Raw genomic sequence first — 14355 nt, 5'->3', positions numbered from 1 at the left:
ACGAGGAAGGGCAGTGCGACGAAGGTCTGCGCGAGCACGACCGCCGTGGTGGTGAAGGCGATCTGCACGCCGAGCGCGTGGAGATGCTCACCGATCAGCCCCCGGCGTCCGAAGGTGTAGAGCAGGGCGATGCCACCCACGACCGGTGGCAGCACGAGCGGCAGCAGGACGAACCCGCGGATCACGGATATCCAGCGGAAGGGGCTGCGCGCGAGGACCACCGCGAGAGGCACGCCGAGCACGAGGCACAATGCCGTAGCGGCCGCGGAGGTGCGCAGGCTCAATGCGAGCGCGTCGAGGGACGCCGGGGACGTCACGAGCGACGGGAACGTCGTCCAGTCGACGGTGAGCAGCATCGACACCAGGGGCACGACGACGAACAGCAACCCGAGCGCGGCGGGGACGAACAACCACCGGGGTAGTCCCGTCGCGGTCACGGTATGCCGAAGCCCGCATCGGCGAGGACCGCCCGGCCGTCCGCTCCGGTGACGAAGCGCACGAAATCATCGGCGCGAGTGGCGTTGCCGGAATCCGACAGCCTTGCTATGGGATAGACGTTGACGATCTCCGCAGCCTCCGGAACGGAGACGACGGAGACGGTCTCGCCGGCGCTCGTCGCGTCGGTGACGTAGACCAGACCGGCATCGGCTTGACCCGAGGTGACCTTGCCGAGCACGTCGGTCACCGACGACTCCTCGGACACCGGCTCGAGGTCGGTACCGGCAGCCTCCTCGAGTCGCGTGGTGGCAGCACCGCACGGCACCTGAGGCGCACACACGACCACCGAGACGCCCGTGCCGGCGAGATCGGCGAACGACGTGATGTTCTCGGGGTTCCCGGGTTCGGTGACGATCGTGAGCGTGTTGGTCGCGAACGGGATCGGTTCACCGGTAACGAGTCCGGCCTCGACGGCGGAATCCATCGTGCGGGTGTCGGCGGAGGCGAAGACGTCGGCCGGTGCGCCCTGCTCGAGTTGGGTCTCGAGATCGGACGAGCCGGCGAAGGAGAACTCCACCGTCACTCCGGGGTTCGTCTGCTCGAATCGTTCGGCGATCTCGGTGAACGGAGCCCGAAGCGAGGCCGCCGCGTAGACCGTGAGGACCTCCGAGCCCCCTCCACCGCTGCCGCACGACGTCAGAGCCGCAGCGGCAGCGAGCACGGCGAGCGCCCGGCGCATCATTCGGCCCCTCCGGGTGTCTCGACGATGACGGTGGTCGCCTTCACGACGGCCACACCGATGCTGCCCGGCTCGAGACCGAGTTCGGTCACGGCCTCGGTGCTCATGAGCGAGACGACCCGGTGCGGACCGCACTGCATCTCCACCTGCGACATGACGGTGTCGGACACGACGCGCGTGACGAGTCCGACGAAGCGGTTGCGGGCGGAGCTGCCCACCCCGAGCGGGTCGGGGCCGGAGGCCGCCTGGGTGCGCGCGAACTCGGCCAGTTCGCCGCCGTCGACGGTCTTGCGTCCGGCGGAGTCCTTGCCGGCCTGCAGCAACCCTTGGTCGATCCAGCGGCGGACCGTGTCGTCGCTGACTCCCAGCAGCGCCGCGGCATCGCGGATCCGGATCGCCGTCACTCTTCTCTCCGCATATACGTCATGAACGACACGTTATATCCGCGTCTGCGGACAAACAAGGGAATCAGTAGACGTCGCGGACGTACCGCCTGTCGGCGGCCATCTGCTCGACGTACGCCGCGGCGGCGTCCCGGTCGAGCCGTCCGTGCGCCTGCACCACCTCGCGCAGGGCCGCGTCGACGTCCTTCGCCATACGGCCCGCATCGCCGCACACGTAGAAGTGGGCACCGTCCTGCAGCCATTTCCACACCTGCGCGCCGTGCTCGCGTATCCGGTCCTGCACGTAGATCTTCTGCCGCTGGTCGCGGGAGAACGCCAGGGCCAGTTCGGTGAGGAAGCCGCCCTCGTGCATCGACTCGATCTCGTCGCGGTAGAGATAGTCGGTCTCGGCTCGCTGGTCACCGAAGAACAGCCAGTTGCGGCCCGTGTGCCCGGCCTCGCGACGATCGTGGAGGAAACCACGGAACGGCGCGATGCCCGTGCCCGGACCGACCATGATCATGTCGGTCTCCGCCGCCGGCGGCCGGAAGTGATCGTTACGCTGCACGAAGATCGGAATGTCCATGCCCTTGCTGTGATCGGCGAGAAAAGACGAGCACACGCCCGCCCGGGAGCGACCCTCGAACTCGTAGCGCACCACCGACACCGTCAGCTGCACCTCGCGGGGATTCGTCCTGGGGCTCGACGAGATCGAGTACAGGCGCGGACGAAGACGACCGAGCAGCTCCTTCCATTCGACCCAGGGTGCCTTGAACGGGTACTCGGCGATGACGTCCATCGCCTGCCGCCCGTACAGCCACTGCTGCAGCTCGATCTTGTTGCCCGGTCGCAGTAGCTTCGCGAGTTCGGCACTGCCGCTCTGCTTCTGCACGAACCGGAGCAGTTCCGGTGTCACCCGGGTGATGTCGAGGTGACGCGTCGCGGCCTCCCGCAGCGGCACGGTGGGACGGTCGCCGAGTTCGACGGCGGTCTCCGCGTCGAGGGCCGTGACCTGGAGCCATTCGTCGACGGCTTCCGGGCCGTTCGTCGGCATCACCCCGAGGGCGTCGCCGGCCTCGTATTCGAATGCGGGATCGAAGATCTCGAATCCGAACTGGCGCACGTCCTTCGCCGAACCCGCGCCGCTGAGTGCGATATTGCGGGTGATCCGCGTGACGAGCGGCGAGTTGCGGGTGTAGACGGGAGAGACCGGAGCCGGCGCGGCCGAGGCAACCGGGGCCGTCGAGCCTCCCAGCATCGGTACGAGCGACTCGAGCCAGTTCTGTGCGCGCTCGTCCTCTCCGGGTTCGCAGTCGACACGCCCGGTCAGGCGGGTCGCGCCGAGAACACTCAGACGGTCGTCGACGCGACGTCCGAATCCGCAGAAATCGTCGTAACTCGAGTCCCCGAAAGCCAGTACCGCGTAGCGCATTCCGGACAGAACGGGTGCGGTGTCGGCGTCGAGTGCCCGCCAGAACGAACCGCCGTTGTCGGGCGGGTCGCCGTCGCCGAACGTACTCGTGACGACCACGAATTCCTCGATGTCCGCCAGCGTCGCGATATCGAGTTCGTTCAGTCCCGCCAGGCGCACCGCGCGACCGGCATCGCGCAGCCGCTGTGCACAACTCGCCGCGAAGGATTCGGCGTTGCCGGTCTGCGACGCCCAGGCCACCACGACGGCCGGCCCGTCCGGCACCGCCTCACCGGGGGTCGCGTCGGGAGCCGGAACCGAGTGCGCGTACATTCCGGCGAGCAACCCGTCCACCCAGGCGCGCTTGTCGGCCGGGAACGGCGCGGTCGCCGGAAGTACCGGTGTCGCAGCGACATCCGTAGTTCTGAGTCCGGCGAGCAAACCGGCGAGATAACCGCGTTCGGCGTCGTCGAAGGTCGGCGCGGGAATACTCTCGAGCCCCAGCACCGTCTCGAGGCGATCGATCACCGAGCCACCCTCGAGTACCGGTTCGATTCCGCTCGCGACCTTACGCACCGATACGGCGCAGACCTTGAACTCGGGTTGCAGCGAGGCCGGGTCGACGGCGTCGTTCGTCACGGCGTTGACGGCGAGGTCGTCGCCGAACAGGTCGTTCCAGTGGAAGGGCGCGAAACAATTACCCGGCAGCACCCGATCGGTGACGGCGGCGGGCAGCACGGCCCGCCCCCGACGCGACGCGATCTCGACGCGATCACCCTCGACGATCGACAGGCGTCGGGCGTCCTCGGGATTGATCTCGACGAACGGCCCGGGATTCAGCTTGGTGAGTTTCTCGACTTTCCCCGTCTTGGTGAGGGTGTGCCACTGGTGCTGGACCCGTCCGGTATTCAGGACGAACGGGTGCTCGTCGTCGGGCATCTCCGCGGCGGGCATGTGCGGTCGCGGGAAGAAGCGGGCACGGCCGTCGGGGGTCGCGAACGCCAGGCGCGGTCCGGAACCGTCCTCGCGCACCACCGGCGTCCGGCTCGTCCCGTCGTTGAGATAGCGGACGGGGTGACGTGTCTCGGTCGACTGCGGCGGGCACGGCCACTGCACCGGTCCTTCCCGCAGCCGGTCGTAGGTCATGCCGCGCAGGTCGTATCCGGTCTGCGGGTTCGCGAATCCGGTGATCTCCTCGAAGATCTCCTCGGCACTCGAGTAGTCGAAGGCATCGCCGAAACCCATCTCCTGCGCGACCCGCGCGATGATCTTCCAGTCGGGCAGCGACTCGCCGACGGGTTCGACGGCCTGCTGCAGGAGATTGACGGTGCGGTCGGATCCCACGGTGACGTACTCGGATTCGGCCCACAGAGCAGCGGGGAGGAGAACGTCTGCGTACGAAGCCGTTTCGGTTTCGAGATAGACGTCCTGCACGATCACCAGGTCGGCCTTCCCGAGCGCCTCGAGAACGGTGGACCGATTCGCTATCGACGCCACGGGATTGGTGCAGATGATCCAGCACGCCTTGATCTCTCCGGCCGCCATCCGCTCGAACATGTCGACGGTGCCACCGCCGCCCTCGGTGCGCAGCGTGCCGCGCGGCAGCGACCAGCGGTCCTCGACGAACGCGCGGTCGTCGTCGGAGAGGACACTGCGCTGCCCCGGCAGACCCGGCCCCATGTATCCCATCTCGCGGCCACCCATGGCGTTGGGCTGGCCGGTGAGGGAGAACGGCCCACTGCCGGCGCGGCAGATCGCTCCGGTCGCAAGGTGCAGATTGCAGATCGTGTTCGTGTTCCACGTGCCGTGGGTGCTCTGGTTCAGACCCATGGTCCAGCAACTCATCCAGTCGCCGGCCTCGCCGATCCACTGCGCCGCCGTGCGGATGTCGGCCTCGGCCAGACCGGTGACCTCGGCGACGAGGTGCGGTGGGTAGTCGGCGAGGAAGGACTCCATCGCGTCCCAGCCGTCGGTGAACTCCTCGACGAAGGCACGGTCGACGTGCCCGTTCTCGACGATCAGATGCAGCAGTCCGTTGAGCAACGCCAGGTCGGTGCCCGGCACGATCTGCAGGAACAGGTCGGCCTTGTCGGCCGTGGCGGTGCGCCGAGGATCGACGACGATCAGCCGCGCTCCCGCCTTGACCCGATCCATCATGCGGAGGAAGAGGATGGGATGGCAGTCGGCCATGTTGGAACCCGACACGAAGAAGACGCCGGCGTGGTCGAAGTCCTCGTACGAGCCGGGCGGGCCGTCGGATCCGAGCGACTGCTTGTACCCAGTGGCAGCGCCGGCCATGCACAGTCTCGAGTTCGACTCCATGTGCGAGGTGCGCAGGTATCCCTTCGCGAGCTTGGTCGCGAGGTACTGGGCCTCGAGGGACATCTGTCCCGAGACGTAGAGGGACACCGCATCGGGGCCGTGGGCCGCGACGATGCCGCTCAGGCGCCGCGCGGTTTCCGCGATCGCATCGTCGAGAGGGAGCGGGGCGACCTCGGCCGCCCGCTCGGAACGCATCCACGCAGTCGCCAGCCGGCCCCCGGCGGCGAGCATTTCGGCGCTCGTCGCGCCCTTCGTGCACAACCGTCCCCTGTTGGCCGGATGATCCTTGTCTCCGTATGCCCTCACCACTCGTCGATCGCCCGTCACCGGATCGACGGCGACATCGAGGAGCATCCCGCATCCCACACCGCAGTAGGAGCAGGTGGATTTCACCGTGGTGATCTCGTCCTGCATCCCGCAACTCCTAGACACCGTCTCGACTACGCCGGTGTCCATGCTGGAGAACAGGTGTTGCCGTGGCGTCACCCGCGGTGAGCACGCGGTGACATCTGGCTCACCTCGCCGTCACGGCAGTGTGAGATGACGCCGTCACGGCGATGTGAGATCAGGCCTTCTGCTGGTGCGCCCACCACTCGAGCAGCGCGGCCTCGGCCTCGTCGCGCTCGAGCGGACCGCGATCGAGCCGGAGCTCCTTGAGATAGGTCCACGCCTTGCCGACCGTCGGACCTGCGGGGATCCCGAGAAGCTCCATGATCGCGTTGCCATCGAGATCGGGCCGCACCTTGGCGAGATCCTCCTCGGCGGCGATCCGCTCGATCCGTTCCTCGAGTCCGTCGTAGGTGGACCGCAGGGCAGCGGCACGACGCTTGTTGCGGGTCGTGCAGTCGGCGCGCACGAGCTTGTGGAGCTTCGGCAGCAGCGGCCCGGCATCGTGCACGTATCGGCGGACCGCCGAATCCGTCCACTGGCCCTTGCCGTATCCGTGGAAGCGCAGGTGCAGGAACACCAGGCGGCTCACGTCCTCGATCATCTGCTTCGAGTACTTGAGCGCGCGCATGCGCTTGCGCACGAGTTTCGCGCCGACCACCTCGTGATGGTGGAAGCTGACGCCGCCGTGCGGCTCGTTGCGCTTGGTGCCGGGCTTGCCGATGTCGTGCAGCAGCGCGGCCCACCGTAGGACGAGATCGGGGTCGCCGTCCTCGAGAGCGATGGCCTGCTTCAGCACGGTCAGCGAATGCCAGTAGACGTCCTTGTGCTGGTGGTGCTCGTCGATCTCGAGTTTCATCGCGGGGATCTCGGGGATCACCCGCTGCGCGAGCCCCGTCTCGACCATCGTGTCGATGCCCTCGATCGGGTAGTCGCCGAGGATCAGCTTGTCGAGCTCGGCCTGCACCCGTTCCGCGCTGATCCGCAGGATCTCGTCGGCCATGGCGACGATCGCGGTGTGCACGCGCTCGGTGAGGGCGAATCCGAGCTGGGAGACGAAGCGCGCCGCACGGAGCATGCGCAACGGGTCGTCGTGGAAGGAGTCCTCGGGCTTCGCGGGGGTGTCGAGCACGCCGGCGAGCAAGGCGTCCATGCCGCCGAGGGGGTCGACGAACTCGCCCGCGCCGTCCGCTCCGATGCGCACGGCCATCGCGTTGACGGTGAAGTCGCGGCGCACGAGATCGTCCTCGAGACTCGTGCCGTACTTCACGATGGGGTGGCGTGTGACACGGTCGTAGGCGTCGCTGCGGAAGGTGGTGATCTCGAGTTGCTCGAGTCCCTTCACCGCACTGATCGTGCCGAAGTCGATGCCGGTGTCCCACTGATGGTCGACGAATCCGCGCAGCAGCTCCTGCACGACCTCCGGACGCGCGTCGGTGGTGAAGTCGAGATCGGTGCCGAGGCGACCGAGCAGCGCGTCGCGCACGCTGCCCCCGACGAGATACAGCTCGTGTCCGGCGTCGGCGAACCGCGCACCCAGCGGGGCGAGGATGTCGGACAGATCACGCAGAGTGGCCTCGGCTCCGGCGAGCAGCCGGGTACGACGGTCGGTGTCCGCGGTGGGGGAGTTCACGTCTTTGCACCTTACCGAGCAGCACGTTCGTGTGGTTGAGCCGGGACCGACGTCGGTCCATCTACTATCTATGAGGTGTCGCCCGCCGAACGTGCCAACCGTAACCGCCGCAGCTCGCGGCGGCGTGGCGCGGGCACCAAGAAGACCGCTCACGGCGCTTCACCCGGTTCGTCCGCTTCGCCCGGACCCCGCATGCGGACCGTCCGCGAGACCTCCGCGGGAGGTCTGGTGGTCGACGGACTCGGCGGGCCGCCCGAGAAACTCTGTGCCGCGCTGATCGGCCGCACCGACCGCCGGGGCCGCCTGCTGTGGTCGTTGCCGAAGGGTCACATCGAGCACGGTGAGACCGCCGAGGAAACCGCCATGCGCGAGGTCCACGAGGAGACCGGGGTGCGCAGTGCGGTCCTGGCCGAACTGGGCAGCATCGACTACTGGTTCGTCACCGAGGGGCGCCGGGTCCACAAGACCGTGCACCACTACCTGCTGCGCTATCTGGGCGGAGAACTCTCCGACGCGGACGTCGAGGTCACCGAGGTGGCGTGGGTGCCGCTGCGGGAACTGCGGAACCGTCTGGCATACGCCGACGAGCGCAAACTCGCGGACATCGCCGATCGGCTCATCGCCGAGATGGATCAGAAGCGGCTCCCCGACGTCGACGAACCGGGGGCCCCACGCGGATGACGGTGGTGGTGTCCCGGGCGGGCGCCGCGGTGCTCGCCGTGCTCGTACTCGTCCTCACAACGGCAGGCGTGACGCCATTCCTGCCGGCGGCTCTTCTCCCGACGGCGACGGCGGATCCGGCGGCGGCGCAGATCGACCCCGACCAGCCGCGCTTTCTCGAGCTGAGCATCGACGAGGTGACGCCGCAGACCGTCACGCTCACGAGTGGGTCCGTCGTCAGGGTCCGCGGCACGGTGACGAACATCGGCGACCGGGACGTCGAGGACGTCTGGGTGCGACTGCAGCGCGCACCGGTGATCTCGGATTCGGCGGCCCTGCGCACCTCGCTGTCCCTCGACCAGGCCGGATTCGACACGGTCGGCGAGTTCGAGGAGGTCGCCGACCGGCTGGAACAAGGTGAGCGCACCGACTTCGAACTCGAACTGCCGCTGCGCTCCGACCTGGTTCCCTCGCTCGACATCGACACTCCCGGCGTCTATCCGCTGCTGGTGAACGTCAACGGGGTCCCCGAGTACGGCGGCGCGGCCCGGCTCGACGATGCACGCTTCCTGCTGCCCGTGCTCGCGGTTCCCGCGAGCGACGAGATCCCCGCGGAGACCGGAACAGGGAACGGCGGGTCGCGGGGCACGACCCGCTCGTCCGACGGCGGTCTGCTCGACAGCGACGAGAAGTCGTTCCCTGCCGTGCCGCCCGATGTGTCCCGCCCCGCCGCGGTCACGATGCTGTGGCCGTTGGCCGACCGGCCCCGGCTCGCCGCCGGCGTGGCCGGTTCCGGCACCGAACCCGTGCGGCTGATCGACGACGACCTCGCGGTCTCGCTCGCCGAGGGCGGGCGGCTGGACGGCCTGCTGCGCGCCGTCGAAGACACCGCTCGCACCGAGCCCCGCGTCCTCGAGGGACTGTGCCTGGCCGTCGATCCGGATCTCCTCGTGACCGTGGCGAACATGACACGCGACTATCTGGTGGTCGACGACCCGGACGAACCGACCGGCGACGCACGGCCGGGAACGGGCACGGACGCCGCGGTGGCGTGGCTCGGACGGTTGCGCGCCCTCGCTGCGACGACCTGCACGATGGCGGTGCCGTTCGCCCAGGTCGATCTCACCGCCCTCGCCGACCTCGCCGACTCGTCGCTCACCGAATCGGCGCTCGGGTCACCGGCAGCGATCGTCGATTCGATCCTCGGCATCACCTCCACCCCGGGCGTGGTGTGGCCCGACGCCGGTGTCCTCACCGAGAAGACCGGATCGATGCTCACCGCCGACGGCCCGGCGACCGCCCTGCTGTCCGACAACGCCGTCGAAGGCGGTCGCGCCCTGCTCGCCGGCACCACATCGGCGTCCACCGCGCCGGGTGGCAACGGCTTCCGGATCTCCGGTGTCTCAGGACTCACCGCCGCCCTGTTCGACTCGTCCGGTTCCGCGGCACTGGCGGGAATGGGCACCGACCCGCAGACACCGTCCTTCGTCCCCGCCGCGGCGCGCTACGACCTGACCCGCGATTCCTCCACGGCCCGCCTGCAGGATTCCCTCGGGGCGCTGGCCTGGCCCGCCCTCGTGCCGACGGTCAGCGAGGCCACCGGGGAGCCACCGCCGGCCGCGGGCCGATCGGTGCTGTTCGCGCCGCCGCAGAACTGGTCGGCGTCACCGGACGACGCCGCCGCCGTGCTGTCCATGCTCTCCACGCTCGTCCGGTCGGGTCTGACCACACCCCGCCCCTTCGCCGCGCTCGTCGACGCGGCCGCGAGCACCGCGAACGATCCGACCGCCTCGCTGCTCGTCTATCCCGAGCAGGCGATCACCGACGGTGCCTCGGCTGCCGTCGTGTCCGAGGCCGAGGAACAGATCCACCGCCTCGACGCGATCCAGACCGCGCTCGTCGAGGACCCGCAGGCCCAGCTCACCCCGCAACAGTTCACTGCCCCCCTGCGCGAGGACCTGCTGCGCGCGATGACCCTGGCCGGTCGTCGCGGCGACGACGCCGACGGCGCCTATGCGACCGGCGAGCACCGTGCCGCCGAGGTGCGCGAGGCCGTCGACGACATCTACGACGCCGTGACGGTGATCTCGACCGGCGGTGTCTACACCCTCACGTCCGAACAGAGTCCGCTGCTACTGACGGCCCGCAACGACCTGCCCGTGGGCATCACCGTGCGCCTGCAGGTGGACGTGCCCGCCGCGGTGGACGTCACCGATATCGGGCCCACCCAGCTCCCGCCGCGCGGCAGCCGCACCCTCACCGTGCCGGCGCAGATCAGCGACTCGCGGAAACTCGAACTGGAGTTCGCGCTCACCACCGAGTCCGGCCTGCCGCTCGGCAGCCCGACGACGGTGACGGTACGTTCCAATGCGTACGGCCGGATCCTCGCCGTCGTCACGGGGTGTGCAGGAGCGCTTCTGCTGTTCCTGGCGGGCAGGCGACTTCTGCACCGGTTCCGGGGAGAACCGGACCCAGCCGACGAAGGGTATGAGAAATGACCGGGAACTCCACACGGGACGACGTGGAGACACACCCGAACCCGGGCCCGCCCGACTCGCCCACCACGTCACCGGACGTCACGGGTGCCGGTGCGGGTCGCCGCAAGCCGCAGAGTCTGCTGGCGGCGACCGGCTCCATCGCCGTCGCGACCCTGGTCAGCCGTATCACCGGCTTCCTCAAGCAGCTGCTCGTCCTCACCCTGCTCGGTGCGAGCGTCGCGTCGTCCTTCACCGTGGCGCACCAGATCCCCAACATGATCTCCGAGCTGGTACTCGGTGCCGTCCTGACCTCGATCGTCGTTCCGGTGCTGGTGCGGGCCGAGAGGGAGGACCCCGACGGCGGTGAGGCGTTCGTCCGCCGGTTGTTCACCGCGGCGCTCGTGCTGCTCGGTACCGCCACGGTTCTCGCCGTGGCCGCGGCCCCGGTCCTCACCACCCACGTCTTCCTCGACGAGTCCGGCAAGGTGTCGACGTCGCTGACCACGGCGCTGTCGTACCTGCTCCTGCCCGCGATCATGTTCTACGGGTTGTCGGGCCTGTTCACGGGCATCCTCAACACCCGGCAGGTGTTCAAGCCGGGCGCGTGGGCCCCGGTGTGCAACAACCTCGTGGTGCTCACCGTGCTGGTGATCTACTACCTGATGCCGGGTGAGATCACCCTCGATCCGGTGCGGATGAGCGATCCGAAACTGCTCGTCCTCGGTGTCGGTGTGCTGCTCGGCGTGATCACGCAGGCGATGTGCCTGGTACCCGCGCTCCGCCGCGAGGGCATCGATCTCAGGCCGCTGTGGGGTCTCGACGACCGGCTCCGGCAGTTCGGTGGCATGGCCGCCGCGATCGTGCTGTACGTGCTGATCAGCCAGGCCGGCATGGTCTTCGCGACCCGCGTGTCGTCGGGCGCCGACGAAGCCGGTCCCGCGATCTACAACAACGCGTGGCTGCTGCTGCAGCTGCCCTACGGCGTCCTCGGTGTCACCGTGCTCACCGCGATCATGCCGCGGCTGAGCCGCAACGCCGCCGCGGACGACACCCCGGCCGTCGTCGACGACCTGTCCGTCGCGACCCGCCTCACCATGATCTCGCTCATCCCGATCGTCACCTTCCTGACGATCGCGGGCTCGCAGGTCGGCGCCGCGCTGTACGGCTACGGCAACTTCGGCGACAGCAACGCCGAACGTCTCGGCCAGGCAGTGAGCTGGTCGGCGTTCACCCTCATCCCGTACTCCCTGGTCCTCATCCACCTGCGCGTGTTCTACGCCCGTGAACAGGCCTGGACCCCCACCTGGATCATCCTCGGCATCACCGCCGTCAAGATCGGTCTGTCCGCACTGGCACCCGTCGTGGCGGCGAACGACGAGCAGGTGGTGCTGCTCCTCGGCGCGGCCACCGGCATCGCATTCACCGTCGGAGCGTTCATCGGCGGCTATCTGCTGCACCGCACGCTCGGCGACCTGCAGATGGCGAACGTCGGCCGTACGGTCTGGCATGTCGTGCTCGCGTCGCTGGCCGCGGCGATCGTGGTCCTGATGACCGACCGTCTCCTACAGCTCGACGCACTCGCCGACCGCTTCGGGGGCATCGGCTCGCTGGTGCGGGTCGGGCTCGACGGTGTGCTGATGGTGCTCGTCGCCCTGGTCGGGATGTACCTGCTCAAGGTGCCGGAGATCCTCGCGATCGAGGCCGCCGTGCGCCGGAAGGTCGCGGCGCTGCGCGGTACCGCCCCGGCCGAGGAGGCACCGGCCGAACCCGACACCGGAACGACCGCCGGCGAAGCACCCGCCCGCGTCCCGCGTCCGCGCTACGCGGAATCGGATGCCGAGAAGACCGTCGTCCTGCCGCGTATCGACTACGGCGAGTACGGCGTCGGACCTTATGACGCCATCACAGAGGTCATGCCCGTCATCAGGGACGTGCCCGGTCGCAACAATGCACACGGACAACTCCCGTACCCTGATCAGCAGCAGGTACGGTCCGGGAGCCGGCGACCACGGTTCTTCGCGGCCCCCAGCGGCGACCCGCGTCTGCACACCGGAAGTGGACGAGTCGACAACGAAGGAGTGAGGGTGAGCGACGACCACGCTGCCGGCAAGTCCACCATCGATGCCGCCACGCGGCAGACACCTGCCGATGCCGCCGCACGGCAGAAACCTGCCGGCAAGGACGGCGGCCGTCCGCCGCGCGATCCGAACCTCGACACGGGTGTCATCCCGGTCGGATCCCCGCAGCTCCCGCCGATGCGCGTCACGGGTCCGGCCTCCCAGCCGCGCCGCCCGATGCGCGGCCCCGACCTCATCGCCGGCGCCTCGGTCGCCGGTGGTCGCTACCGGCTTCTCGCGCCGCACGGCGGAGCGCGCGGTCTGCGCTTCTGGCAGGCACTCGACGTCAAGCTCGACCGTGAGGTAGCGCTGACCTTCGTCGACGCCGAACAGCGTGCAGCCGACGGCACCGGCCCCGATTCCCCGCAGGCCGTGCTCTCGCGCACCCTGCGTCTCGGTCGAATCAACTCGCCCGGCCTCGCCCGCGTCCTCGACGTGGTGCGCGGCAGCTCCGGCGGCATCGTCGTCTCGGAGTGGACCCCCGGCCGGTCGTTGAAGGAGATGTCCACCACCGAGCCGTCGCCGATCGGTGCTGCCCGCGCGATCCGCGCACTTGCGGCCGCGGCCGAGGCGACGCACCGTGCGGGCAGCGCCCTGTCGATCGACCACCCGGACCGCATCCGGATCAGCGTCGCCGGCGACGCCGTGCTGGCCTTCCCCGCGACGTTCTCCGATGCCGACGCGATGGCCGACGTCCGCGGCCTCGGTGCGAGCCTCTACGGACTCATGACCGGGCGGTGGCCGCTGGGTGAGCCGACGGCTCCGGGCGGCGCCCCCGCCCCGCACCACAGCGGTGCCACCATCGGCGGGATGCCGGAGGCCGACCGCAACGCGGACGGTGTCCCTGTGGAACCGCGCATCCTGCGTCCCGATGTCCCGTTCGAGATCTCGGCGGTCGCGGTGCGCGCCCTGTCCGAGGACGGCGGCATCCGTACCGCCGCCACCGTGCAGCACATCCTCGATCAGGCCTCGGTCGTCGACCAGAAGACCGAGATGATCCCGGCGCTGCGGATCGGGCAGCGCGCTGCCGCCGCCGAGTCCCATGCGCTCGCGGATCCCGAGGCGCTGGAACAGAAGAAGAAGCACTCCCAGCGGATGCTCATCGCGCTCGCCGCGCTCGGTGTCACGACGGTGCTGCTGCTCGCGCTCATCGGATGGTGGATCGCGAACCTGCTCGCCGGCGACGCCGACGACGCCCCGCTGACGAGTCAGGAGTTCGGCCTGACCTCCACGGCCGAGGCACCCGCAGAAGACGGGCCGGGTGGCGGGCAGGCCGAGGCTGCGCCGCCGCGGCCCGCCGCGACCGCTCCGGTCTCGGCGCGCTCCGTGTCGGTGTTCTCCCCGCAGGGCACACCCGACTCGCCGGCCACCGCGTCGCAGGCGATCGACGGCGATCCGTCCACCTCGTGGAGCACCGACGCCTATTTCGATCCGTTCCCGTCGCTGAAGAACGGTGTCGGACTTCTGTTCACGCTCGCCGACGCATCGGAACTCTCCTCGGTGACCGTGACCACCGACATGCCGGGCACCGTTCTCGAGGTCCGCAGTGCTCCCTCCGAGTCGACGTCGCTCGATCAGACGCAGGTGATCGGTTCGGGCACACTGGCTTCCGGTGAGACCACCATCCCGGTCGAGTCGGACGGGCAGACCTCGCACGTGCTGCTGTGGATCACCGATCTGAGCTCGAGCGGCGGAAGCAACAAGAGTTCCATCTCCGAAGTGGAATTCACCACCGCAGGCTGACCGCGGACAGCCGGGCGGAACGGTCCGGATCGGCTACCATCCGCG

The 14355-nt window shown here is 69.1% G+C and carries 7 protein-coding genes and 1 pseudogene; 3 read left to right on the top strand and 5 right to left on the bottom strand.

Features of this window, described 5'->3' with window-relative positions:
• The 5 genes and pseudogenes from R1101_RS0100590 to R1101_RS0100570 all read right to left on the bottom strand — a co-directional run.
• Positions 1-437 (bottom strand): annotated as a pseudogene (locus tag R1101_RS0100590) (molybdate ABC transporter permease subunit); the annotation flags it as partial.
• Positions 434-1180 carry a molybdate ABC transporter substrate-binding protein gene (gene modA / locus R1101_RS0100585; protein ID WP_016931547.1) on the bottom strand — a complete coding sequence of 249 codons (747 nt, stop codon included), beginning with the start codon at positions 1178-1180 and terminating at the stop codon, positions 434-436. The pseudogene R1101_RS0100590 and the gene modA, both read right to left, overlap by 4 nt.
• Positions 1177-1581 carry a TOBE domain-containing protein gene (locus R1101_RS0100580; RefSeq protein WP_016931546.1) on the bottom strand — a complete coding sequence of 135 codons (405 nt, stop codon included), beginning with the start codon at positions 1579-1581 and terminating at the stop codon, positions 1177-1179. Before R1101_RS0100580 ends, modA begins: the two co-directional genes overlap by 4 nt.
• Positions 1582-1645: 64 nt before the next feature.
• The gene (locus tag R1101_RS0100575) at positions 1646-5707 is read right to left on the bottom strand and encodes a bifunctional nitrate reductase/sulfite reductase flavoprotein subunit alpha (RefSeq protein ID WP_016931545.1); all 4062 of its coding nucleotides are present in this window, start codon (positions 5705-5707) and stop codon (positions 1646-1648) included.
• Positions 5708-5858: 151 nt separating this feature from the next.
• A complete protein-coding gene (locus tag R1101_RS0100570; RefSeq protein ID WP_016931544.1) occupies positions 5859-7313 on the bottom strand; it encodes a CCA tRNA nucleotidyltransferase in 1455 nt (484 codons plus the stop codon).
• A 75-nt stretch (positions 7314-7388) separates the two neighbouring features.
• Here R1101_RS0100570 and R1101_RS0100565 point away from each other — a divergent pair, with 75 nt between their 5' ends.
• Genes R1101_RS0100565 through murJ form a run of 3 tightly spaced genes read left to right on the top strand, consistent with a single transcriptional unit; the run spans position 7389 to position 14310 of the window.
• Positions 7389-7994: an NUDIX hydrolase gene (locus R1101_RS0100565; RefSeq protein ID WP_026002744.1), complete on the top strand. Its 606-nt coding sequence runs from the start codon at positions 7389-7391 to the stop codon at positions 7992-7994.
• Positions 7991-10471, top strand: coding sequence for a DUF6049 family protein (locus tag R1101_RS0100560; protein ID WP_016931542.1), 2481 nt, complete (start codon positions 7991-7993; stop codon positions 10469-10471). The genes R1101_RS0100565 and R1101_RS0100560 overlap by 4 nt, the downstream gene beginning before the upstream one ends.
• Positions 10468-14310 carry a murein biosynthesis integral membrane protein MurJ gene (gene murJ / locus R1101_RS0100555; RefSeq protein ID WP_016931541.1) on the top strand — a complete coding sequence of 1281 codons (3843 nt, stop codon included), beginning with the start codon at positions 10468-10470 and terminating at the stop codon, positions 14308-14310. Before R1101_RS0100560 ends, murJ begins: the two co-directional genes overlap by 4 nt.
• Positions 14311-14355: the final 45 nt, after the last annotated feature.

Source organism: Rhodococcus sp. R1101 (assembly GCF_000278445.1).
GTDB classification, from domain to species: domain Bacteria; phylum Actinomycetota; class Actinomycetes; order Mycobacteriales; family Mycobacteriaceae; genus Rhodococcus; species Rhodococcus gordoniae.
The sequence above is the reverse complement of the archived record's forward strand: the minus strand, read 5'-3'. Positions and strand labels throughout refer to the sequence as shown.

Coding starts and splice junctions, on each gene's coding strand:
- murJ (WP_016931541.1), top strand. CDS start 10,468: ATGACCGGGAACTCCACACGGGACGACGTGGAGACACACCCGAACCCG.
- R1101_RS0100560 (WP_016931542.1), top strand. CDS start 7,991: ATGACGGTGGTGGTGTCCCGGGCGGGCGCCGCGGTGCTCGCCGTGCTC.
- modA (WP_016931547.1), bottom strand. CDS start 1,180: ATGATGCGCCGGGCGCTCGCCGTGCTCGCTGCCGCTGCGGCTCTGACG.
- R1101_RS0100575 (WP_016931545.1), bottom strand. CDS start 5,707: ATGCAGGACGAGATCACCACGGTGAAATCCACCTGCTCCTACTGCGGT.